This is a genomic window from Roseibium sp. AS2, from assembly GCF_038900065.1.
Taxonomy (GTDB): Bacteria; Pseudomonadota; Alphaproteobacteria; order Rhizobiales; family Stappiaceae; genus Roseibium.
In genome coordinates this window covers 158,408-179,984 of sequence record NZ_JBBMQN010000010.1, presented here as the reverse complement: position 1 = coordinate 179,984, position 21,577 = coordinate 158,408, and the positions used below count along the sequence as shown (strand labels likewise).

Sequence of the window (21,577 nt, the reverse complement as noted above, 5' to 3'; positions counted from 1 at the left end):
GCCACGACATGAGCGGACTTGGCGGACTGAACAAAGCCCCGAACGGCGTGGTCCTCGGCATGGTGCAACTGCAGCTGCCGACCGTGGTGACGCAGACGGACCTTGGCGAGCAGACGCAGGTGATCGTCGACATGGTGGCCAAGGCACGCCGCAACATGCCGAGCATGGACATGGTCGTCTTCCCGGAATACGCCCTGCACGGCCTGTCGATGGACACCAATCCGGACATCATGTGCACGCTCGACGGTCCGCAGGTGGCCGCCTTCAAGCAGGCCTGTGTCGACAACGATATCTGGGGCTGCTTCTCGATCATGGAGCGGAACACCGGCGGCATGCCCTATAACTCGGGGCTGATCATCGACAACACCGGAGAGCTGAAGCTCTATTACCGCAAGATGCATCCCTGGGTTCCGGTGGAGCCGTGGGAGCCGGGCGACCAGGGCATTCCGGTGATCGACGGTCCGAACGGCTGCAAGATTGCACTGATCATCTGCCATGACGGCATGTTCCCGGAGATGGCCCGCGAATGCGCCTACAAGGGGGCGGAAATCATGATCCGGACGGCCGGTTACACGGCCCCGATCCGCGACAGCTGGAAATTCACCAACCAGTCCAACGCCTTCTGCAATCTCATGGTGACCGCCAATGTCTGCATGTGCGGCACGGACGGCACCTTCGACAGCATGGGCGAGGGCATGATCGTCAATTTCGACGGCACCATCCTGGCCCATGGCACAAGCGGCCGGCCCAACGAGATCATCACGGCCGAGGTCCGCCCGGACCTCGTGCGCGAGGCGCGCATCACCTGGGGCGTGGAAAACAACATCTACCAGTTCGGCCATCGCGGCTATGTGGCCGTGAAGGGCGGGGCGCAGGACTGTCCCTACACCTACATGACGGACCTGGCTGCGGGCCGATACCGCCTTCCCTGGGAAGACGACGTCGTCCACACAGACGGCACCTCCTGCGGCTTCGAGGCGCCGGTGCGGGTGTTCGGCGAAAAAACCCTCAGCGACGCGGCGGAGTGACCGGCATGAGACTTGCGCAATCCCCGAGTGTTGAAGGGATCAGGGGGCAGGTTGCCGCAGATCCCTATGCCTGGCCCTATAACGGCGATCTCAGGCCGGAAAACACGGCACTGATCATCATCGACATGCAGACCGACTTTTGCGGCAAGGGCGGTTACGTCGACAGCATGGGCTACGACATCGGCCTGACGCGGGCACCGATCGAACCGATCAGCCGGGTGCTCGCCGCGATGCGGACCGGGGGCTATCACATCATCCATACCCGGGAGGGGCACCGGCCCGATCTCGCCGACCTTCCCGCCAACAAGCGCTGGCGCTCGCGCCAGATCGGGGCGGGGATCGGCGATCCGGGGCCTTGTGGCAAGATCCTCGTCAGGGGGGAACCCGGCTGGGAAATCATTCCCGAACTTGCTCCGGTCGCGGGCGAACCGATCATCGACAAGCCGGGCAAGGGGTCCTTCTGCGCGACGGACCTGGAACTGCTGCTCAGGACCCGGGGTATCGACAACCTGATCCTGACCGGCATCACCACCGATGTCTGCGTGCACACCACCATGCGCGAGGCCAACGACCGCGGTTTCGAATGCCTGATCCTGTCGGACTGCTGCGCGGCGACCGACACGGGCAATCACGAGGCGGCCCTGAAGATGGTGACCATGCAGGGCGGGGTTTTCGGCGCGGTCGCCGACAGCGAGACGTTGCTGGCCGGATTGCAAGATGTTTTGCGGGAGGCCGCACGATGAGTGCCGCGGAAAAAACCGCACCGGAGCTGCGGTCCATCGGTGTCGAAACCATTGGTATGACCAAGGTCTTCGCAGGCCTGACCGCGCTCGATGACGTCTCGATCCGGGTGGCACCCGGGTCCTTCCACGCGCTGCTCGGAGAGAACGGTGCGGGAAAGTCCACCCTGGTCAAATGCATGATGGGCTTCTACCAGCCGACAAGCGGCACGATGCTGGTCGGCCAGAAAGAGGTTGCCGTTCCGAACCCGCGGGCGGCGCATGCCCTGGGGATCGGCATGGTCTATCAGCATTTCACGCTGGTGCCGTCGCTGACGGCGGCGGAAAACCTTGTCATTGCCCGCGCCGACACGCCGGCCGTGATCGACTGGAAGAGGGAACGCAAGGCACTCAATGCCTTTCTCGAGACAACGCCGTTCAAGGTGCCGCTGGATGTCGCCGTTTCGGGTCTCTCCGCCGGGGAAAAGCAGAAGCTGGAGATCCTGAAGCAGCTCTACCTCGACCAGCGGTTCCTGATCCTGGATGAGCCGACCTCGGTGCTGACCCCGGACGAGGCGGACGAGGTGCTCGGGCTTTTGCGCGGCATGACCGAGACGGGCGAACTCACCATCCTGATGATCACCCACAAGTTCCGCGAAGTGACGGCCTATGCCGATGACGTCACGGTTCTCAGACGTGGAAAGGTGGTTGGCAGCGGACGGGTTCAGGACCTCTCGGTTCAGGACATGAGCCGGATGATGATCGGCGAGACGGAGATCCGTGCGAGTGCCGCACGGGCCGCCCGGCCGGGCAAGACCCTGAAGCTCGAACTGGCCGGCCTGTTCGCCGATGACGATAGTGAACTGCCGGCCATCGAGGCGATCAGCCTGAAGATCCACGCAGGTGAGATCCTCGGTATTGCCGGCGTGTCCGGCAACGGCCAGTCCGAGCTGATCGAGGTCCTGTCCGGTCAGCGCCAGCCGACCGACGGGCGGATTTTCATCGACAAGCAGCCCTATGAGCCGGAACGGGGTCAGATGGACCGGTTCAAGGTGTTCGGTTTTTCCGAGGAACCGCTGAAGAACGTCGCCGTGCCGCGCATGAGCGTTGCGGAAAACATGGCGTTCCGGACCTTTGACAAGACGCCGATATCGCCGTTCAGGGGCTGGCTGTCGCCGCCGCCGATGCGCAAGCGCGCGCGCGAACTGATTGCCGCCTACCGGGTCAAGACACCGTCGACGGAAGAGCCGATCGAGAACCTGTCCGGCGGCAACGTGCAGCGGGCGATCCTTGCGCGGGAACTCTCCGGCGAAGTCGATATCCTGATCGTCGCCAATCCGTGTTTCGGGCTGGACTTTGCCTCGGTCGCCGAAATCCGGGCGCAGATCATGGACCAGCGCAACAAGGGTGCCGCCATCCTGCTGGTGTCCGAAGACCTGGACGAGATCCTCGAACTCGCCGACACGGTGGCGGTGATGTCTGAAGGCAGGATCACCTACCAGGCGCCGATGCCGGAAACGGACCGGGCCACGATCGGCCATGCCATGGCGGGACATCCCTGATGATCAACGTTGATGCGGCTCCCTTCGCGTTCACTTTCGACCCCGCCGCAACGGCGCTTGTCGTCATCGACATGCAACGCGATTTCATCGAGCCGGGCGGGTTCGGCGAGACCCTGGGCAATGATATCTCCCACATGCAGAGGGCCATTGCCCCGACCGCGCGGCTGCTCGCGCTGTTCCGGGCCAACGGCTGGCCCGTCATCCATACGCGCGAAACCCATGCGGCGGACCTGAGCGACTGTCCGCCGGCCAAGCGCGAACGGGGCAGCCCTGCGCTTCGGATCGGCGATACCGGGCCGATGGGTCGGATCCTGATCCGGGGCGCGCCCGGCGCGGAAATTATCAGTGCGTGCGCCCCCGTTACCGGTGAGATTGTCATCGACAAGCCGGGCAAGGGCGCCTTTTATGCGACCGACCTGAGCGCTGTCCTGCAAGGGCTCGGCGTCAGAAGCCTCGTCTTTGCCGGGGTGACCACGGAGGTCTGCGTGCAGACGACAATGCGCGAAGCCAATGACCGGGGCTACGAATGTCTTCTGATCGAGGAGGCGACCGAAAGCTATTTTCCCGAGTTCAAGGCGGCGACGCTCGATATGATCCGCGCCCAGGGCGGCATCGTCGGCTGGACGACGCCGCTGGCAACATTCGAACAATCCGTCAAACGCCAACCGGAGCAGGCATGAGCACCGAATTCGACGCCAAATCCCACGTTGCCCACATGGAAAAGGTCATGGGGCTGACCATCGAGGACGACTGGCGGCCGGTCGTCGAAGCCCATATGGCGGCGACGCAGAAAGCCGCCGAACTGGTCCTGTCGTTCCCGCTTGCAGACGATATCGAAGCCGCTCCGGTGTTCGAGGCATGAGCACGCTTCCGGAAACGGCGACCGGGATCGCCGCCGCCGTCGGATCGGGAGAGCTGAAGGCAGCCGACGTCGTCCAGGCGTCGCTGGCGCGGATCGAGACGCTCAATCCGGTCTTGAATGCGTTCACCGATGTGAGTGCCGACCAGGCCCTGGCCGACGCTGAAAGCGTCGATGCGGCCGTCGCCGGAGGCGCGGATCTGCCACTCGCCGGGGTGCCCTTCGCGGTCAAGAACCTGTTCGACATCAAGGGCGTGGTGACGCGGGCCGGATCGAAGATCAATCTCGAAAACGCTCCTGCGACCGCCGATGCGACACTGGTTGCAAAGCTGCGCAAGGCGGGTGGCATTCTGGTGGGCGGCCTGAACATGGGCGAATACGCCTATGACTTCACCGGCGAAAACGCCCATGACGGCAACTGCCTCAACCCGCACGATCCAAGCCGGATGAGTGGGGGTTCCTCTTCCGGATCCGGCTCGGCGGTGGCAAGCGGCATGGTGCCGGTCACGCTGGGCTCCGACACCAACGGCTCCATCCGGGTGCCGTCGTCCTTCTGCGGCCTGTTCGGGCTGAAGCCGACCTATGGTCGCCTGTCGCGGCATGGCACCTATCCCTTTGTCGGCAGCCTCGATCATCTCGGCCCGCTGGCACGTTCGGCAAGGGATCTGGCGCTGGTGTTCGACACGCTGCAGGGACGCGACGCCGGCGATCCGGCCCAGGCGAACCGGCCTCCTCTGGCAACGCTCGAGGGACTGGCAGGGCAGACCGACGGATTGCGGATTGCGGTCGCCGGAGGCTATTTCAGGCAGAAGGCCGAACCGGAAGCCCTAGCCGCCGTTGACGCTGTCGCCGCTGCGCTGGGGGTCACGGCCGAGATCGACATTCCCGAGGCCGCGAGGGCGCGTGCGTCCGCCTATGTGATCACGGTGGCGGAAGGCGCCAGCCTTCATCTGCAGCGGATCACCAGCCGGCCGCAGGACTTCGATCCGGACACGCGCGACAGGTTCCTCTCCGGCACCATGGTGCCGGCCGTCTGGGTGCAGCAGGCACAGCGCTTCCGCAGCTGGTTCCAGGCGATGATGCGCGGCATCTTCGAGCACGTCGACGCCATCCTGGCACCGGCAACGCCGTTTCCGGCGCTTGCCTCCGGCACGACGACCATCACGCTCGACGGGGAAACCATGCCGGCGCGGCCGAACATCGGACTGTTCACGCAGCCGATTTCCTTCATCGGCCTGCCGGTGGTCGCCGTGCCGGTCTGGCTTGAAGGGGCGTCGCTTCCGATCGGCGTCCAGGTGATCGCGCCGGCCTGGCGGGAGGATATCGCACTCAGGATTGCCGACCGGCTGGAACGGGACGGTATCTGCAAGGCGCCGGTCGCTACGCCGGCGGCGGAACTTGCAAGCTGATGGAGATGGTCATGGAAGACGGGCGCTGGGCGGGCAGGAACCAGGACAAGGACAGGATCCGGCAGGCGGTCTGGTCCGGCCTGAAGGAAAGCGGGACCAGCATCGGGCCGGCCTTCAGTTGCATCCCGAATTTCGCCGGCGCGGATCTGGCGGCGCGCAACCTGGCCCGGCTGCCGCAATGGCGGGCGGCGAATATCGTCAAATGCAATCCCGACCCGCCGCAGATCCCGGTCCGGCTGCGCGCGCTCTATGAGGGCAAGATCGTGTATGCGCCCGTTCCGGAATTGCTGAAACCGTTTCCTTTCGTGCGGCTGGACCCGGACAGGCTTGCGAAGAAAGGCATCCAGTTCGAGCTGGCGGCGACCTCGCAGGGCTTTGTCGAACATGGCGAGCCGGTCGAGTTCGAGGACATGGAACTGCTGGACTTCGTCGTGGTCGGCTGCGTTGCGGTCAGCCGGCTGGGCGCACGCACGGGAAAGGGCGGTGGCTTCGCAGATCTGGAACTCGGCATCTTTCGCGAACTTGAGAAACTGAAGCCGGACACGCCGATCACCACCACCGTGCATTCCTCGCAGGTGGTCGACAATGACCGGCTGGTGATGATGGGCCACGACAGCGCGCTGCACGCCATTGCCACCGAGACGGATCTGATCGAGACCGGAACGTCCTTCGCGCAGCCGCGCGGTGTTGCCTGGGACGAGGTGCAGCCGGACCAGTACCGGGACATTCCGTTCCTGAAGACATTGCGCGCGCGCATGGAAACCGAAGGAAACCAGGACTGATGGAGATCAATATCGCGGCGGTGAAGGCAGAGGTCGAAGCCGTTTTCAAGGCGTATGAAACGGCACTGGTGAGCAACGATGTCGAGACGCTGGACCGGCTGTTCCTGAACGCGCCGACCACGATCCGCTATGGTGGCGGCGAAAACCTCTACGGCTTCGCAGACATCGCCGCCTTCCGCTCCGCCAGGGAGGGCGGCAATCTTCAGCGGAGGCTGGCCAGGACGGTGATCACCACCTATGGCACCACCTTCGCGACGGCCTCGACACTGTTTTACCGCGATAGCGCCCCCGGCAAGGTCGGCCGCCAGATGCAGACCTGGATCAGGACGGATTCCGGATGGCAAGTCGCGGCGGCCCATGTCAGCGTGATTGACGACCGCGGCTGACCGGCGGCGCGGGCGTCTCCCGTGCCGCCGGTTTTTTTGGTGCCCTTTGCCGGAGGAGCCTTGAGTTGTCCGACGGACAGACCAGGGTCTTAAAACGTGATCGCCCGGTCGCCGTCGGCGTCCCTGATGCGAGTCGGCAGGCCGATCCGGTTGAGGATACCGAGGAACGGATGCGGCGGCAGTTCTTCCACGTTGGCCATCTTGTTCACGTCCCACTCGCCGGTGGCGACCAGCATGGCTGCGGCGACCGGCGGCACGCCCGCCGTATAGGAGATGCCCTGGCTGCCGACTTCCTCGTAGGCTTCCTTGTGATCGGCCACGTTGTAGATGAACACCTCGTGGTCCTTGCCGTCCTTGATGCCCTTGACGAAGTCGCCGATGCAGGTCTTGCCGGTGTATTCGGGCGCCAGCGAGGACGGATCCGGCAGGCAGGCCTTGACCACCTTCAGCGGCACCACTTCCAGTCCTTCCGCCGTTGTGACCGGCTTTTCCGACAGGAGGCCAATGTTCTTCAGGACGGTGAAGACGTTGATATAGTGTTCTCCGAAACCCATCCAGAAACGCACATCCGCGCCGTCCATGTTCTTCGACAGGGAATGAACCTCGTCGTGGCCGCAAAGATAGGCCATGCTCTTGCCGACGACGGGCAAGTCGTATTCCTTGCCGATCTCGAACATGCTGTTTTCCTGCCATTCCCCCTTCTGCCAGGAATAGACAGTGCCTGTGAATTCGCGGAAGTTGATCTCCGGATCGAAATTGGTGGCAAAATACTGCTGGTGGCTGCCCGCATTGATGTCGACGATGTCGACCTCGGTGACCTTGTCGAGATAGTCGTCCTTGGCAAGGCGGGCATAGGCGTTGACGACGCCCGGGTCGAAGCCGGCTCCGAGAATGGCGGTTACACCGGCCTTCTCGCACTCGGCGGCGCGCTTCCATTCATAGTTCGCGTACCAGGGCGGCGTTTCGCAGATCTTGCCCGGCTCTTCGTGGATCGCCGTGTCGATATAGGCCACACCGGTCTTGAGGCAGGCGCTGAGCACCGACATGTTCAGGAAGGCGGTGCCCACATTGATGACGATCCGGGAGCCGGTCCTGCGGATCAGGTCCGCGGTGGCGTCGATGTCGAGCGCGTTCAGCTCATGCCCTTCAAGGACACCGGGCTGTTTCAGCGCGGCTTTCTCATGGACTGTCTTGATGATGGCGTCGCATTTGGATTTGGTGCGCGACGCGATGTGAATATCGCCGAGAACATCGTTGTTCTGCGCGCATTTGTGCGCCACCACCTGGGCGACGCCGCCGGCGCCGATGATGAGAACATTCTTTTTCATTGGATCCCGTGCCTTCCTTGAAACATGAAGGGAGAATTTTCGAGCCAGATCTCAGGACAGGCTCTGCTCGTAATCCCGGTAGGTGAATTCGCGAACGGACGTGATCGATCCATCCAGGTCCTTCACGGCGATGGCCGGCATTTTCACGCCGTTAAACCAGTTCTTCTTGACCATCGTATAACCGGCCGCATCCTGAATGGACACACGGTCACCGGTGCGGAGCTTTTCGGGGAAGCGGAATTCCCCGAAAATATCCCCGGCAAGACAGGACTTGCCGCAGATCATGTAGGCATGATCGCCCGCGTCCGGTTCCACCTTGGCGCTTTCGCGGTAGATCAGCAGATCCAGCATATGCGCTTCGATGGACGCATCGACAACCGCCAGGTTCTTGCCGTTGAACAGCGTGTCCAGCACGGTTGTCTCCAGCGTGGTGGAGTTGGTGATCGCGGCTTCTCCCGGCTCCAGGTAAACCTGGACGCCATATTTTTGAGAAAACGCTTTCAGCCGGTCGGCAAACAGATCGAGCGGATAGTTCTCACCGGTGAAGTGGATGCCGCCGCCGAGACTGACCCACTCCGCCTGTTTCAACAGGTCGCCGAACCTGGTTTCGATGTCGCCGAGCATCCGGTCGAACAGGGAAAAATCGCTGTTCTCGCAGTTGTTGTGGATCATGAAGCCGCTGATCCGGTCCATGACCTTTTCCACCTTTGCCGGGTCCCACTCGCCAAGGCGCGAGAACGGCCGGGCGGGGTCGGCCAGATCGAAGCTGGACGAACTGACCTGAGGATTGAGGCGCAGGCCGCGCACGATGCCCGCGGACTTGCCGGCAAATCGCTCGAGCTGACTGATCGAGTTGAAGATGATCTTGTCCGCATGGGAGATCACGTCATCGATTTCGTAATCGGCATAGGCGACCGAATAGGCATGGGTCTCCTTGCCGAAGCGCTCGTGGCCGAGGCGGACCTCGTTCAGGGACGACGACGTGGTTCCGTCCATGTAATCGCGCATGAAATCGAACACGCACCAGGTTGCGAAGCACTTAAGCGCCAGCAGTGCCCTGGCGCCCGAGCGGTCCCGCACATAGGCGACCTTCTCCAGATTGCGGAGCAGGCCCGCCTTGTCGATCAGGTAGTAAGGGGTCTGTAGCATCTATGCCTAACGCCGTTGTTGAATGCGGCCCGTCGCAGGACCGGGGCCGCATCTGAAAAAGTGACCGGACACACCCAGACTTCAAACAGGCCTGAACGCCGAAATCAATCGGCCGCGCGGAATTCCAGTATGCGCACCGGGCTGGCCGTCGGCGTGACTGATAGCGTTTCAAAGCCTGTTTGGGCAAGAAGCTGCGAGAATTCTTCTGCGGACCGCTCCCGACCGCCAAGCTGGGTCAGCATGAACATGTCCTGCGAAGAGCCCCAGGCGCCGATTTCGACCGCATCGGTCATTATTTCGATCAGGAATAGCCGCTCGCCGCCCGTAAGGGCCCGCCTGGTATTCTGCAGAATCGTCGTAGCAGCATGATCGTTGAAGTCATGGAAGACGCGGCTGAACAGGTAGACCTCAGCGCCACCGGGAACGCTTTCGAAAAATGACCCTGTGACAACGGTTGCGCGCTTCTCGTGCCGCATGTTCTCAAAAAGGGGATCGTAAGACTCGACGGCGCGAGGCAGTTCAAACAGTGTCCCTTCGGTCCCGGGGTTTTTCTCCAGTGTCTGGGCCAGAAACGAACCGTTGCCCCCACCGACATCCGTGATTTTCGTGCCCGGCTCGAAGTGCATGCTCCGGACGACGACGGCGCCGATTCCCTGCGACGCTTCGTGCATCTGATCGTCGAAACGCTTCTGCGCCGCGCTGTCCCGAGCGTGCCACTCGAAGAAGGCGGAACCATGGGCCAGATCGAAGGCCGTCGTTCCGGATCGAAGCTGGTCCGTCAACCTCTCCCACGAGCGCCACAGCAGCGGGTCGAGTTCGCAGGCAATCCAATTGGACAGGCTTTTCTGGTGACCGGGCATGAGATAGCGCGTGACGGGCAAGCCGACATACCGCTCCTGATCGTCCTTGCCGATAACATCCATGTTGACGAGATGGGTGAGGAGCCGGTCGAGCAGAGCGGCCCGCGACCCGGTTTTCGCCGCGAGGTCTTCCACAGACCAGGCATCTTGGGCCAAAAGGGCGGGAATGCCGAGTTCGACCAGAGCCCGTATACACTGGGAAGTTCGATAGGCGGTGATCTGGGCCATCAGCTTCAACGGCGGGGCGCCCTCCGGCTGTACTTGCGGCGCTTCTGCGGATGAGTTCATGTTAGCCGTTCCTTCTGTCTGAATAGATGTCTGAAATGTCGAAATTCCAAGGCCTGCATATCGCAGGGGTGGTTTTCACGCAGACCGAGTGTCGGGACGAAATCCTGCTGGCACTTCTCCGGAGGGAAATCCTCCGGCCGCGCAGCGCGTCCTCCGACACATCCCTGTCGAATTCCCGGAGTGCCGTGCGGGACAGGCTTCAGGCATTGATCCGGGGTGTCCCGAAGAGATTGAAACCGAGCTCTTCTCTCGCTCGGTTGTCCAATACGAATGGAAAAATCATCCGCCCCGTGTCCACAGTAGATATCCGTTTCGGGCCTGTAACGAGGCTCCGGAGCCTTTGCCCAAAACGAATGAATCGAAACACGCCTAGGCTCCAAGGGTCGCGCCTCCGTCGACCACGATGTCCTGAAGGGTGATGTGCCCTGCCAGGTCGGACGCCAGAAAAAGCGCCGTTTCGGCGATGTCGTCGGTGTTTGCGATCTTGCCGAGGGGGATGCCGAGCTTGAACTGGTCGGGCAGGCCCGAGATCAGCCGCTGGTACCCGGCGGGGCCCCCAACCATATCACTGAGCATCGGAGTGTCCGTCGAACCCGGCGAGACGATGTTGCAGCGAACGCCGAACGGGGCGAGTTCCAACCCGATACAGTGGCTGAGGCTCGCCATCGCCGCCTTTGACGCGCAATAGGCGGTCATGCCGGTTCGGGGCGCATGCGCCGCGTTCGAGGCGATATTCACGATCGCACCGCTGCGCTGCGCCTTGAACACCGGTATCCAGTGCCGGAGCAGATAGAACGGGCCACTGGCGTTGACGTCAAAGCAGGCCTGCCAGTCCTCGGGGCTCAGGTCCTCGGCCGGTCCGGTCCTCAGAACACCTGCCGCGTTGACCAGGATATCCAGCCGGTCGAGCTCGGCCTTGAGGCTGTTGCAGACGTCTGCAACCTGTCCGGGGTCGGCCAGGTCGACCTTGATGACGGGGAACGGCAGGCCGGTTGCGCCTGTTTGCCGGTCAAGCCCTGTCACCTGCGCGCCGGATTCGCAAAAGCGTTCTGCGATGCGGCGGCCTATTCCGCTGGCCGCCCCCGTCACGAGAACGCGTTTGCCGGCGAACAGGGGATTGGACATGGGCGCTTGTCCTGTTCCGTCAGGCTGCAAGGGACTTGCTCTCGATCAGGGACCACCAGCCGTTCAAGGTCGGGACCCGTGCCAGTTCGTCGAAGCCGACGACAACACCGCGTTCCTTCAGTTCGCTGGCGAGCTTCATCACCTGGATCGAATCCAGACCATAGAAGATCAGGTTTTCTTCCGGATCGAGGTCCGAATCGTCCTCGATGAGCTCCAGAACGCGGCTTTGCAGCCAGTCCCTGGTCGGCCGTGCTGCCGCGGCTTCCCCCGTCAGGCCGTCCGTGTCGATGACCGCGCCACAGCGGGTGGCGACGTATTTCAGGGCCATCTGATGCTCGGCCGCCGAAAAATCCGCGACCGCGTCGGAAATCATGAAAGCCTGAATGTCATTCATGAAGGCGTCCGTGACAGTCATCAGGCAGCCGATATGCGCATAGATGCCTCCGACGACGAGCTGGTCCCGGCCGAGCGCTGCCATGCGCTCCTTGAGGTCGGACCGCTGAAACGCGCTGTAGCGCCATTTGGTCAGCACCACGTCGTTCTCGCCGGGTTCAAGACCCTTGACCACCTTTTGCAGCGCCGGATCGGCCACGGTCAGGCCAGGTCCCCACATGTCGTTGAGGAGCGCCCGGTCTTCCGGTGCCTGATCGTGCGGTTGGGCGGTATAGAATACCGGAACGCTGTTTTCATCCGCCCAGGAGCGGGCGCGTTGCAGGTTCGAAATCAGCTTCCGGCGAAGATCGCCGTCCTCGCCATAAAAGCGCAGAAAATAGTCCTGCATGTCGTGGATGAGCAGAACGGCGCGCGCGGCATCCGGTTTCCAGGAGGTCTTGTTGTCGGGAAACTCCCGCGGCATCGGATAGTCGGAGATTGTCGGAATGGTCATGAAACACCTTTACTGGGTTAAGGCGGGTGTGAATTTCAGTGCGAGCTCGGCACGCAGCTTTTTCTTGTCGGGTTTGCCGAAGGCGGTGAGGGGAATGGCGTCCGCAAAACTGAACCGGTCCGGCAGCTTGTATTCGGCGATGCCGAGCGACATCAGATGCCGCCGGAGAGCGAGCGGCTTGATACAGGAGTTCTGCGAGACAATGACCGCGCAGCTCTTTTCGCCGAGCATCGGGTCCTGGATGGCGACCAGCGCGGCTTCCCGCACGTCCGGGTGAAGCAGCAGCAGGCTTTCAACCTCTTCGGCGGCAATCTTCTCGCCGCCCCGGTTGATCTGGTCTTTCACGCGACCGACCACGCTCAGATAGGTCCCGTTCGAGCGGGACACCAGGTCGCCGGAATAATAGAAACCCTCGTCGTCGAAGACCTCGGCATTGTGGTCGGGGCTCCGGTAATATCCGCGGAACGTGTAGGGGCCTCTTGTCGCGAGCCTGCCCGTCTCGCCGTCGGGAACCGGCCGGCCGTCCTCATCGACGATCCTGATTTCATCGTCTGGGCTGATCGGGCGTCCCTGCGTCGTGAAGACGAGTTCGTCCGGATCGTCGAGGCGGGTGTAGTTGACCAGCCCTTCTGCCATGCCGAACACCTGCTGGAGCTTGCAGCCGAGGATCCTGGGAACCATGCGGGCATGAGATTCGGGAAAATGCGCCCCACCCACCTGAAGGAGCTTCAGACTGGCGAGAGCGCTGCGGTGGTCGGGGGCGGCCTGGAGCCAGAGATTGACGGCCGACGGCACAAGGCCGGTCATTGTCACGCCATGCTTGCGAACAAGCTCGAAGCAGGCAAGCGGTTCCGGGTTCGGTGCCAGGACCATGCAGCCACCCGCGTGGAAAACGCCGAGGGCACCGGGGGAACTGAGCGGGAAGTTATGCGCCGCCGGCAGTGCGCAGAGAAAGCGCGTCCCGGGCGTCAGCTTACAGATTTCCGCACTGGCACGCACGCTGTAGTCGTAGTCGTTGTGGGTGCGGGGGATGAGTTTCGGCGTTCCTGTGCTGCCGCCGGAGAGCTGGAAGAAGGCGACGTCACCGGGGTCCGTCGGCCCGAAATCCGGGGCAGCCTCGTCCTGTGTGGTTTCTATCCAGTGCGACAGGCTTGACCCGGGCGCGTCTTCTCCAAGGAGAAGAACCGCGAGCGGTTCTTCCTGCATGTCGCGCAGGTCCCTGATGAAGTCGTCGGTCGCAAACAATTCGTGCTGGCGGCCGGCGATCAGAAGCTTCGGCCTGATCTGTTTTGCATAGGCCGTCATCTCGTGCCGGCGGTGACTGTAAAGCGCGTTCACCGGTGCCACGCCGACCTTCAGAAGGGCGAAGAAGACGATGTAGAATTCGGCGAGGTTCGGCAGTTGCACGAGCGCGGTGTCTCCGGGTCCGAACCCCCGGGAAGCGAGTCTCGCGGCCAGGTTTGTGGAAAGTTGGTCGAGCCGCTCATAAGTGAAGGTTCGCTCACCGCAGATCACGGCCGACGCCGACGGCCGGGCCTGCTGCTGATGGTCCAGAATCCGGGTAAGCGGCCGGTCGATCCAGTAGCCGTGCTTGCGGTACCGCTGGGCCAGATCGTCCGGCCAGCGCTGAAAATCTACGTTCATTGGAATAACCTGGGTCTTGAAAGGGGCGGGCGGGTTATGCGGCAAGGCCGCAGGCGTTGAGCATCGTGCCCAGCTTGGTCTGGACTTCAGCCCACTCGGAGTCGGGTTGCGATGCCTCGACGATGCCGGCACCCGCAAACAGGCGGACCTTGTCGCGTTCCACGATGCCGCAGCGAATGGTGAGCGCCCATTCGCCGTTGCCTTGCGCATCGCACCAGCCGACCATTCCGGTGAACAGTCCCCGTTCGAAGGGTTCGACAAAACGGATGAGCTGTTGTGCCCGTTCGGTCGGGTAGCCGCAGACCGCGGGGGTCGGGTGAAGACGACAGGCAAGCTCCAGCGCCGTTGTCGACGGGTCGTTCAACAGTCCGCCAATCCGGGTGGAGAGATGCCACAAGGCCGCTGTACTCAGGAGCGATGGTCTGTCCGGCATGTCGAGACTGGCGCACAAGGGCTCAAGGATGCGCCGGATGTCCTCGACGACGATCCTGTGCTCGTACTGGTCCTTTTCCGAAACGAGCAACCGGCCGCTGGCATCCTTGTCCGCTACAGGGTCGGCCAGCCGTTTTGTGGAGCCGGCGAGCGGATTGGAGACAATCCGGTTTCCCGTCTTGCGAAGCAACAGTTCCGGACTGACGCCAATCAGCTCGCCGCCATCGGGCAGCGGGACTTGAAACTGGTAGCCGTCCCTGTTCTGCGCACGCAAACTGCGCAGAAGCCGGTCCACGTCAATCGGTGCGGAAAACTGCAGTTCCCGCATGACCGAAAGCACCGCCTTGCGCACGTCGCTGTGCTGGAAATTGACGATTGCGTGCTGTACCGCCCGCTTGAAACCGGTTTCGTCGGGGATGCTCCGCTGCTCGAGCAATGTCGGCATGTCCAGGCGATCGGCTGGCGAATCACCTCCGTCGGGCCGTGTTCGCCATTCGTGGTCTTCCGGTACGTAGAGGCATGAAACTTCACCAAGATCGAACGGAATGGCGCCGATGACGATCGGGTTTTCCTGGCCTGCTTTTCTGCCCCGGTCGAGAGCGTCCTCAACGGCTCGGTGAAAGAGGTCTCCTGCCGTATTTCCGTTTCGAACCGGCACCGTGATTCGCTCCCGGATACCTTCAGCGTGCAGTTCAATTTCGCCCGAGGTGAACAGAAATTTTCCCTTGGTATCAGGCAGGATGGCCATGTCTTCATGACTCATCACTCGCGCTCCGATTGCCATGGAGCATCTCCTATATGGCTGGTTGACTTTCTTCAATACCTGAGTATAAGACTCATATTTTGTCAACACCAAAAGTCGCAATGAAAAATCTTACACCCATGCAGGCGGCCTACTGGACAGGCCGCCAAGCCAACGGTTTCCTCGGAAATGTCGCGGCCCATCTTTATGTGGAATTCGATTGCGGGAATCTCGATCCGCAGCGGCTGGAGAAGGCCGTTCTGAAACTTTATGAAACCCATGAGATGATGCGTATGCGCATCACCTCGGATGGGCTGCAACTCATTGGAAAAATTGAGGAAAGTGTTTTCTTCGAAGCCGAGGACCTGACCGGGCTGGATGCCGATGTCGTCGATGGGAATCTGGCGGAGAAGCGGGCGCACTGGACCTGCCGCACCCTCGACCTCGCATCCGGAAGAACCTCCGCGTTCGGGCTGAGCGTCCTGCCCGGCGGCGCCTGCCGTCTGCATGTCGACACGGATATGGCGGCCATCGACCCGCCCAGCTTCTGCGTTCTGATGGAGGACCTCGCGCGATTTTACGAAGACCCTCAAACCGGCATCGAAAAGGGTGATTCCAGCTATTTCGACTGGCTGGAGCGGAAAAATTCCGACGCAGACCTCGCCGGGTGTCAAGCGGAGGACAAACGCTGGTGGCAGGACCGTCTCGCGGAGCTGCCACCAGCCCCGAACCTCCCCGAAGCGCCGATGTCACAATCCGTGCATAGCGGCCGGCTGGCCGCGATGCTGTCACCCGAAGAGCGCAGGTCTCTGACACGCACCGCGCGCGAACTTCGCATCACGCCGTCCGCCCTGATGCTGGGCCTGTTCGCCGCGGTTATCGGCGAGGCCACCGGCGACGACAGGTTCCGTCTCAATGTGCCGATGTTCTGGCGGGCGCCTTACACGGCCAACGTCGAGCGGCTTGTCGGCGATTTTTCCAATATTCTCATCCTGGCGGCCGATCCGGCGCCAGGAGAGGCGCTCGGGTCGCTCTGCAAACGTCTGGCTGAGCGCATGCGCGATCTGCTGGCGCATTCGTCCTATCCCGGGGTCAACGTGATGCGGGATCTCTCGCGGGCAAGACGATCCTTGCAGACCGCCCCGATCGTTTTCACCTCCGGTCTCGATCTGCCGGGGCGCGATCTGTTCTCCGAACGGGTGAGCCGCGTCTTCGGTCCGATGAGCTGGGCCGTGTCCCAGGGGCCTCAGGTGGCCCTGGACGCGCAGGTGGCCGCCATGAGCGGCGGCATTCTTATCAACTGGGACATCCGCTATGACGCGCTGCCCGAAGCGTGGATCAACGCCACCTTCGACAGCTATGTGGCGCTCGCTCGCAGGGTTGCCCAAGATCCGTCGGCGTTGGGAGAACCGGCATTTTCCCGTGAGGCCACTGCCGGCGACGCCTGCCGGTACACCGAAGGCATGCTGCGGGAACTGCTGAGCCGGCTGGTGCCCGAGACGGGCGCACAAGGTCCGGAAGAAATCCGCGAGCGCGGGCTTTCCGATGCCGATCTGACAGATCTTGTGGCCTTCCTCAACCGCTACATTCCGGACATGAACCTCACCCGGGAAGACATCGGGCCGGCGACAACCGCCGCCAGTCTTGCCAGGGTCGTCAGGACCCGGTCTGCCGGAGCCTCGGAAAAAGTCGGCCGGGCCTATCTGGAAGCGATCGACGTCCGTGACCGCGCGTCTGTTGAAGCCCAACCCGCCGAATAGACCCCGCCGAAAAAACTGCCAAAAAACCGCTGGAGACACCATGGAAACCGAACTGACGTCATTGCAGCGTGCCTATCTTCTGGGTCGGAGCGACTATGTGCCGCTTGGCGGCGTGGCAATGCAGGAGTTCCGCGCGTATCGCGGCCGGATTGATCCGGTCCTTCTGGAGAAGCGGCTCTTTGCGTTGGCGGAAAGACACGAGAGCCTCCGCACGGTCATCGACCGCAAGACCTATTCCAGACACGTTCTGGACAATCCCTCGGTGGATTTCGCCGCCATCGACCTGTCCGGTCTGGCACCGGAGGACGCAGACCGCAAGATCGAAGAGTTGAAGCAGGAATTCTCGCACCGGCTGTTCGACCTGACGGCGCCACCCTGGCAGGTGGTCGCGTTCAAGCTGCCTGAACCGGCAGAGGCGACCGGCGACACCTGTGCCGTCTTTTTCCGTTTCGATGCCCTGATCCTGGACGGATTTTCAATTGCGTCCCTGCTGGTCGACTTGTTCGAGGACAAGCAGCCGCAAACCGCTGCCCCGGCTGTATTCCCGGCTACATCCCCGGCAAAGCCTGATCGAGACGTGGTTCGCCGGGACGCGTCATACTGGAAAACCAAACTGAATTCTTACCAGGGAGCCCCACGGCTGCCCTGGAAGCGCCCCCTGGAAAGCATCAAGACCTCCCGCTATGAACGGGCCGGTGTTGTCGTCGACAAGGACCTGTTCCGGACTTTTTCCCGCCTGGGCGCAAGGAACGGCCTCTTTCAGAACACGGTCCTGTCGGCCACGATCCTGGAAGTCCTGACCCACTGGCTGAGTGAGGGGTCCCTTCACGTGGGCATACCCGCCGCGCCGCGCCGGGACAGCGGATATGCAAACCGGTCGACTTTCTTCGCCGTTGCCTGGGAAACACGGCCGGACACCGATATCGCGGAGCGCGCGCGCGCGCTCCAGTCGGATACTCTGGAAGCGCTGGATCACCTCTCGTTTTCCGGTGTCGACATCAACCGGTTTCTCATGGACATCGGCGGCACCGATGGCGGCGTGGCCCTGCCGGTCGTTCTTACCAACGGCCTTTCCTGGCCGACGCTCTCGCGGGATCACCCCGTCCGCCTGCAGGGGGGGCTGACGCAGACGCCTCAAGTCGCGATGGACATTCGCCTGTCGACCACGCCGCAGGGCGACCTTGCCGTCGATATCGACTATGCCGTTGAAGCGGTCGACGGCGCCGTGGTCCGGGATATTCTGGTGGCCATCGACAAGGCGGTCCGGGTCATCTGCGATACGGAAACGCTCGCGTTCGGCGCCCGGGACATTCTGGAATTCAGCCACTACCGGTTCAATTCCCCGGAGGAAGACACTTCCGGCTGTGGTTATTTGAGCCGCATTGCGGATCACATGTTCAAGGCACCGCCTGAAAACGATGCGCTCATCTATGGCGACCGGCGCCTTTCCTACGCGGACCTTGGGATCGGTGTGCAAAAGGCGATGACGTTCCTGGAAGAGCGGAAGCTGACAAAAGGCAACATCGTCGTCCTGTCGCTGCGGCGCTCCCCGGAACAGACAATGCTGACCCTGGCTTGCGCCCTCAGGGGTATCACATGGGTGCCTGTCGATGCCTGCGCGCCGGCGGACCGCTTGAAATACATGTACGACAATTGCAGGCCCGACCTCGTCGTGGGCTCCACATCCGTGGAAGGGTACGACGTGGTGCCGCTTGAAACCGTGCTGAACACGGTTGCTTCAAAGGACTCCCTTGCGCTGACGCTTCCCCTGGACGAGCTGTCGTCAAGCGATGCGGCCGCCTATTATCTCTATACGTCCGGCACGACCGGAAAGCCGAAATGCGTCGTGCTGTCCAACAGGTCCACGGACAATGTCATCGGCAGCACCAATGCGGAATGGGACATCACGTCCAGCGACACTTTCATCTCCGTCAGTCCGCTCTATCACGACATGTCGGTCTACGAGGTGTTCGGCTGCCTGACGGCGGGGGCCACCCTGGTCCAGCCGGTGCAGGGCGAGGAAAAGGACGCGGTGCGCTGGAACCAGCTTGTCGCCGAACACGGCGTGACCATCTGGTCGTCCGTGCCGACGATTTTCGAGATGCTGCTGTCGTGCCGCAAGGGGGAGGAGCTTCGATCCCTGCGGCTCATCAATCAGGGTGGCGATTATCTGAAACCGGCGGTGATTGCCGAATTGCGGCATACCAACCCCGGGGCACGGCTGAGTTCGATCGGCGGCCCGACCGAAACCACCATCTGGAGCATCTGGCACCGGATCTGTCCCGAGGACACGGGCAACATACCCTATGGCCGTCCGCTGCCGGGCAACAGGTACTTCATCCTCAACGACCATGGCGCGCATTGCCCGCCCGGGGTCGTCGGCCGGATCCTTTCCTGCGGCGTGAACACGGCGCTCGGGTATCTCGAGGACGGCGAGTTGCACCAGCAGGACTTCGTCACGATCACGGATGAACATGGCCGGAGCATGCGCGCCTTCCGGTCGGGGGACAGGGGCAAATATCGCCGCGACGGCATCATTTTGTTCGACAGCCGCGTGCAGGGCTACATCAAGGTGCGCGGCGTCAGGATTTCGATCCCCGACGTCGAGAACACACTCGTGAAACATCCTGAGGTCGCGCGGATCCTGCTGACGGATCTGGGCAATGAGCGAAACGGCGAAACCGAGCTGGGAGCGCTCTACGAGCCGGTTGCCGGCAGCCGTGTCACGGATGCGGACCTGCGAAGCTTTGCCAGGCAGCATCTGCAGGAATCGCACATTCCCTCACGGTTCCTCAAGGTGGACAGCATTCCGCTCTCGGCCAACGGCAAGCCGGACCGCAGGCAGGCGCAGCGTTGCCTTGCCGAGGCCGCGGCCATGAAGCAGCGGCCGCAACCGCAGCAGGGACCGGAAAGCCGGCGTGTCCTCGATATCTATCTGGGTGTGGTCGGCCAGGGACAAGGCCGCCCCGTGGACGGCTCCACCGATTTCCTGTCGATCGGCCTTCTGCCGTCTCATCTCAAATCGATTTCAACCCGGATCAACGCGGAATTCGGTGTTGCGATTGTTCCCAAGCAGCTTCTGCAATGCCGCAACGCCGATCAGGTGCACCAGCTCGTGTGCGCGCAATGCGCATGAGCAGGACCGCGACGAAAAGCTGACTATCCAATCAGACGGACAGGCCCTGTCCGTATCCGCACCGACACAGGAGGACTGTTCATGCAGGACACCAATCCCACCGGCGACTGGATGCCGCTGACCTTGCCCCAGCTCGATTTCTGGGAGGAATTCACCTTCCATCCCGATCAGCCCGTATCAACGGTGGCACACTTCATTGAAATCGAAGGGAATGTGGACCAAATCGCCTTGAAACGCGCGATAGATCAAACCATCAGAGAAGCCGAAATCCTGTCCGCAAGGTTTCGGGCGGAGGACACGGGCGAAGCGCCCATGCAGATCTGCGATCCGGACCTCGTGCCCGAGCTGATGGTCACCGACCTGAGAGACAAGGAAGATCCGCTGGCCTTTGCCAGAGATCTGATGGAACAGGACCTGGCGGCAAGACTGGATCTCAGGCATGACAAGCTGTCGGCCCATGCGCTCTACCGTATCGGCGACGCGCGCTATCTCTGGTACATCCGCGCGCATCATATCATTGTCGACGGCTACGGCCTTGCACTGATCGAGCGGCGCTGCTCCCAGCTCTACAATCATTATTGCGGGGCCGGTGACGCCGGCCTTCCGTTTCATTCCCTTGCAAGTTTCCTGGACGAAGAAAACCGGTATCAGGACAGCGCCCAATGGCAGGCCGACCGGGCATTCTGGGCGGATTATTTCGGCAAGGCTGAAGGTATCGAAGTGCTGGAACGGGGAGACGAGGACTACGGCGGCCCGGGTCTTTGCGGAACGCATTCCTTTCCACCCGAATTCGCCGGGGGGCTGCAGAGAACGGCCGCGGCTGTTGATATCGGCTGGCCCGACCTGCTCACGCTGGTCTCAGGCCTTTATCTGTATGCAACGCTGCCCGACACAAAAAAACTGTCTTCGGATTCACTGACCCTGTGGCTTCCCTTCATGAGCCGTTGGGGCAGCGTCGGGGCGCATATGCCGGCGCTGCTGGTCAATATCCTGCCGTTCCGGATGCAGCTTGAAAACTCGGAACGGCTGGGGGATTTTCTGAAACGCTCCGCGGCGGAACTGAAGCAGCAGAGGCGGCACAGCCGTTTCAGGATCGAGCAGATTTCTCAGGATCAGGGCCTAGCGGAAGGAAGCCGCTACTTCTTTTCGCCGCTGATCAACGTTCTGCCGTTCAATTCACCTGCCTTCAACGGCTGCCGGGCACAGCGGCACATTCTTGGCAGCGGGCCAGCCGACGGCTTCAATCTCACGTTCCGTGGGGAGGGCGACGGCAGGGAGCTTGTTCTCTGCCTGGACGGCGATCCGAACCTGACCGGCAAGCAGGAATTCGCCCGGCACGAACAAGAGCTGCCGGCGTTCCTGTCCCGCATTCTTCAGCCGGAGATGCTGGCTCGCCCGGTCGGCAGTCTTGTCGGGAAAACGGCCTCTTCCGCGCATCTTGAAAAGGTGGCGCTGCATTTCCCGATGTAGCGGTTTCGGTCA

Annotated in this window: 18 protein-coding genes; 11 read left to right on the top strand and 7 right to left on the bottom strand. The window is 62.2% G+C overall.

Annotation, left to right across the window (positions count from 1 at the left end):
- Nucleotides 1–8 precede the first annotated feature (8 nt).
- From WNZ15_RS24470 to hpxZ, 8 genes are read left to right on the top strand one after another with little or no spacing between them, the layout of a single operon-like run.
- A complete protein-coding gene (locus WNZ15_RS24470; protein WP_342895661.1) occupies nucleotides 9–1,028 on the top strand; it encodes a formamidase in 1,020 nt (339 codons plus the stop codon).
- Between the two features lie 5 nt (nucleotides 1,029–1,033).
- On the top strand, nucleotides 1,034–1,771 hold the full coding sequence (locus tag WNZ15_RS24465; protein ID WP_342895660.1) for an isochorismatase family cysteine hydrolase: 738 nt from the start codon (nucleotides 1,034–1,036) through the stop codon (nucleotides 1,769–1,771).
- The gene (locus tag WNZ15_RS24460) at nucleotides 1,768–3,309 is read left to right on the top strand and encodes an ABC transporter ATP-binding protein (RefSeq protein ID WP_342895659.1); all 1,542 of its coding nucleotides are present in this window, start codon (nucleotides 1,768–1,770) and stop codon (nucleotides 3,307–3,309) included. Before WNZ15_RS24465 ends, WNZ15_RS24460 begins: the two co-directional genes overlap by 4 nt.
- Nucleotides 3,309–3,989 (top strand): cysteine hydrolase, encoded by a 681-nt coding sequence (locus WNZ15_RS24455; RefSeq protein WP_342895658.1) that lies wholly within the window; start codon nucleotides 3,309–3,311, stop codon nucleotides 3,987–3,989. Before WNZ15_RS24460 ends, WNZ15_RS24455 begins: the two co-directional genes overlap by 1 nt.
- Entirely contained in the window at nucleotides 3,986–4,171 is a 186-nt protein-coding gene (locus WNZ15_RS24450) for a DUF4089 domain-containing protein (protein ID WP_342895657.1), read from the top strand. Before WNZ15_RS24455 ends, WNZ15_RS24450 begins: the two co-directional genes overlap by 4 nt.
- Entirely contained in the window at nucleotides 4,168–5,577 is a 1,410-nt protein-coding gene (locus tag WNZ15_RS24445) for an AtzE family amidohydrolase (RefSeq protein ID WP_342895656.1), read from the top strand. The genes WNZ15_RS24450 and WNZ15_RS24445 overlap by 4 nt, the downstream gene beginning before the upstream one ends.
- 11 nt (nucleotides 5,578–5,588) lie before the next feature.
- The gene (locus WNZ15_RS24440) at nucleotides 5,589–6,359 is read left to right on the top strand and encodes a 5-formyltetrahydrofolate cyclo-ligase (protein ID WP_342895655.1); all 771 of its coding nucleotides are present in this window, start codon (nucleotides 5,589–5,591) and stop codon (nucleotides 6,357–6,359) included.
- Nucleotides 6,359–6,745, top strand: coding sequence for an oxalurate catabolism protein HpxZ (gene hpxZ / locus WNZ15_RS24435; protein WP_342895654.1), 387 nt, complete (start codon nucleotides 6,359–6,361; stop codon nucleotides 6,743–6,745). Before WNZ15_RS24440 ends, hpxZ begins: the two co-directional genes overlap by 1 nt.
- Nucleotides 6,746–6,834: 89 nt before the next feature.
- Here hpxZ and WNZ15_RS24430 read toward each other — a convergent pair whose 3' ends face one another.
- The 7 genes from WNZ15_RS24430 to WNZ15_RS24400 form a co-directional block, all read right to left on the bottom strand.
- Nucleotides 6,835–8,073, bottom strand: a complete 1,239-nt coding sequence (locus tag WNZ15_RS24430) for a saccharopine dehydrogenase family protein (RefSeq protein ID WP_342895653.1) — start codon at nucleotides 8,071–8,073, stop codon at nucleotides 6,835–6,837.
- A 51-nt stretch (nucleotides 8,074–8,124) separates the two neighbouring features.
- On the bottom strand, nucleotides 8,125–9,222 hold the full coding sequence (locus WNZ15_RS24425) for a carboxynorspermidine decarboxylase (protein ID WP_342895652.1): 1,098 nt from the start codon (nucleotides 9,220–9,222) through the stop codon (nucleotides 8,125–8,127).
- Between the two features lie 104 nt (nucleotides 9,223–9,326).
- Nucleotides 9,327–10,370: a methyltransferase gene (locus WNZ15_RS24420; protein WP_342895651.1), complete on the bottom strand. Its 1,044-nt coding sequence runs from the start codon at nucleotides 10,368–10,370 to the stop codon at nucleotides 9,327–9,329.
- Between the two features lie 369 nt (nucleotides 10,371–10,739).
- Nucleotides 10,740–11,495: a 2,3-dihydro-2,3-dihydroxybenzoate dehydrogenase gene (dhbA, locus tag WNZ15_RS24415; protein WP_342895650.1), complete on the bottom strand. Its 756-nt coding sequence runs from the start codon at nucleotides 11,493–11,495 to the stop codon at nucleotides 10,740–10,742.
- A 19-nt stretch (nucleotides 11,496–11,514) separates the two neighbouring features.
- Nucleotides 11,515–12,381, bottom strand: coding sequence for an isochorismatase family protein (locus WNZ15_RS24410; RefSeq protein WP_342895649.1), 867 nt, complete (start codon nucleotides 12,379–12,381; stop codon nucleotides 11,515–11,517).
- Nucleotides 12,382–12,390: 9 nt separating this feature from the next.
- On the bottom strand, nucleotides 12,391–14,025 hold the full coding sequence (locus WNZ15_RS24405) for a (2,3-dihydroxybenzoyl)adenylate synthase (protein WP_342895648.1): 1,635 nt from the start codon (nucleotides 14,023–14,025) through the stop codon (nucleotides 12,391–12,393).
- Nucleotides 14,026–14,059: 34 nt separating this feature from the next.
- Nucleotides 14,060–15,220 carry an isochorismate synthase gene (locus tag WNZ15_RS24400; protein ID WP_342895647.1) on the bottom strand — a complete coding sequence of 387 codons (1,161 nt, stop codon included), beginning with the start codon at nucleotides 15,218–15,220 and terminating at the stop codon, nucleotides 14,060–14,062.
- A 101-nt stretch (nucleotides 15,221–15,321) separates the two neighbouring features.
- Between WNZ15_RS24400 and WNZ15_RS24395 the strand changes: the two genes are divergently transcribed.
- The 3 genes from WNZ15_RS24395 to WNZ15_RS24385 all read left to right on the top strand — a co-directional run bounded on the left by WNZ15_RS24395 (nucleotide 15,322) and on the right by WNZ15_RS24385 (nucleotide 21,565).
- Nucleotides 15,322–16,959 carry a condensation domain-containing protein gene (locus WNZ15_RS24395; protein ID WP_342895646.1) on the top strand — a complete coding sequence of 546 codons (1,638 nt, stop codon included), beginning with the start codon at nucleotides 15,322–15,324 and terminating at the stop codon, nucleotides 16,957–16,959.
- 40 nt (nucleotides 16,960–16,999) lie between these two features.
- Nucleotides 17,000–20,095 (top strand): AMP-binding protein, encoded by a 3,096-nt coding sequence (locus WNZ15_RS24390; protein ID WP_342895645.1) that lies wholly within the window; start codon nucleotides 17,000–17,002, stop codon nucleotides 20,093–20,095.
- A gap of 81 nt (nucleotides 20,096–20,176) precedes the next feature.
- A complete protein-coding gene (locus WNZ15_RS24385) occupies nucleotides 20,177–21,565 on the top strand; it encodes a condensation domain-containing protein (RefSeq protein WP_342895644.1) in 1,389 nt (462 codons plus the stop codon).
- Nucleotides 21,566–21,577 lie beyond the last annotated feature (12 nt).

Excerpts from the sequence above, each read along its gene's own strand:
- WNZ15_RS24470 (WP_342895661.1), top strand. The coding sequence starts at position 9 with ATGAGCGGACTTGGCGGACTGAACAAAGCCCCGAACGGCGTGGTCCTC.
- WNZ15_RS24465 (WP_342895660.1), top strand. The coding sequence starts at position 1,034 with ATGAGACTTGCGCAATCCCCGAGTGTTGAAGGGATCAGGGGGCAGGTT.
- WNZ15_RS24460 (WP_342895659.1), top strand. The coding sequence starts at position 1,768 with ATGAGTGCCGCGGAAAAAACCGCACCGGAGCTGCGGTCCATCGGTGTC.
- WNZ15_RS24455 (WP_342895658.1), top strand. The coding sequence starts at position 3,309 with ATGATCAACGTTGATGCGGCTCCCTTCGCGTTCACTTTCGACCCCGCC.
- WNZ15_RS24450 (WP_342895657.1), top strand. The coding sequence starts at position 3,986 with ATGAGCACCGAATTCGACGCCAAATCCCACGTTGCCCACATGGAAAAG.
- WNZ15_RS24445 (WP_342895656.1), top strand. The coding sequence starts at position 4,168 with ATGAGCACGCTTCCGGAAACGGCGACCGGGATCGCCGCCGCCGTCGGA.
- WNZ15_RS24440 (WP_342895655.1), top strand. The coding sequence starts at position 5,589 with ATGGAAGACGGGCGCTGGGCGGGCAGGAACCAGGACAAGGACAGGATC.
- hpxZ (WP_342895654.1), top strand. The coding sequence starts at position 6,359 with ATGGAGATCAATATCGCGGCGGTGAAGGCAGAGGTCGAAGCCGTTTTC.
- WNZ15_RS24430 (WP_342895653.1), bottom strand. The coding sequence starts at position 8,073 with ATGAAAAAGAATGTTCTCATCATCGGCGCCGGCGGCGTCGCCCAGGTG.
- WNZ15_RS24425 (WP_342895652.1), bottom strand. The coding sequence starts at position 9,222 with ATGCTACAGACCCCTTACTACCTGATCGACAAGGCGGGCCTGCTCCGC.
- WNZ15_RS24420 (WP_342895651.1), bottom strand. The coding sequence starts at position 10,370 with ATGAACTCATCCGCAGAAGCGCCGCAAGTACAGCCGGAGGGCGCCCCG.
- dhbA (WP_342895650.1), bottom strand. The coding sequence starts at position 11,495 with ATGTCCAATCCCCTGTTCGCCGGCAAACGCGTTCTCGTGACGGGGGCG.
- WNZ15_RS24410 (WP_342895649.1), bottom strand. The coding sequence starts at position 12,381 with ATGACCATTCCGACAATCTCCGACTATCCGATGCCGCGGGAGTTTCCC.
- WNZ15_RS24405 (WP_342895648.1), bottom strand. The coding sequence starts at position 14,025 with ATGAACGTAGATTTTCAGCGCTGGCCGGACGATCTGGCCCAGCGGTAC.
- WNZ15_RS24400 (WP_342895647.1), bottom strand. The coding sequence starts at position 15,220 with ATGAGTCATGAAGACATGGCCATCCTGCCTGATACCAAGGGAAAATTT.
- WNZ15_RS24395 (WP_342895646.1), top strand. The coding sequence starts at position 15,322 with ATGAAAAATCTTACACCCATGCAGGCGGCCTACTGGACAGGCCGCCAA.
- WNZ15_RS24390 (WP_342895645.1), top strand. The coding sequence starts at position 17,000 with ATGGAAACCGAACTGACGTCATTGCAGCGTGCCTATCTTCTGGGTCGG.
- WNZ15_RS24385 (WP_342895644.1), top strand. The coding sequence starts at position 20,177 with ATGCAGGACACCAATCCCACCGGCGACTGGATGCCGCTGACCTTGCCC.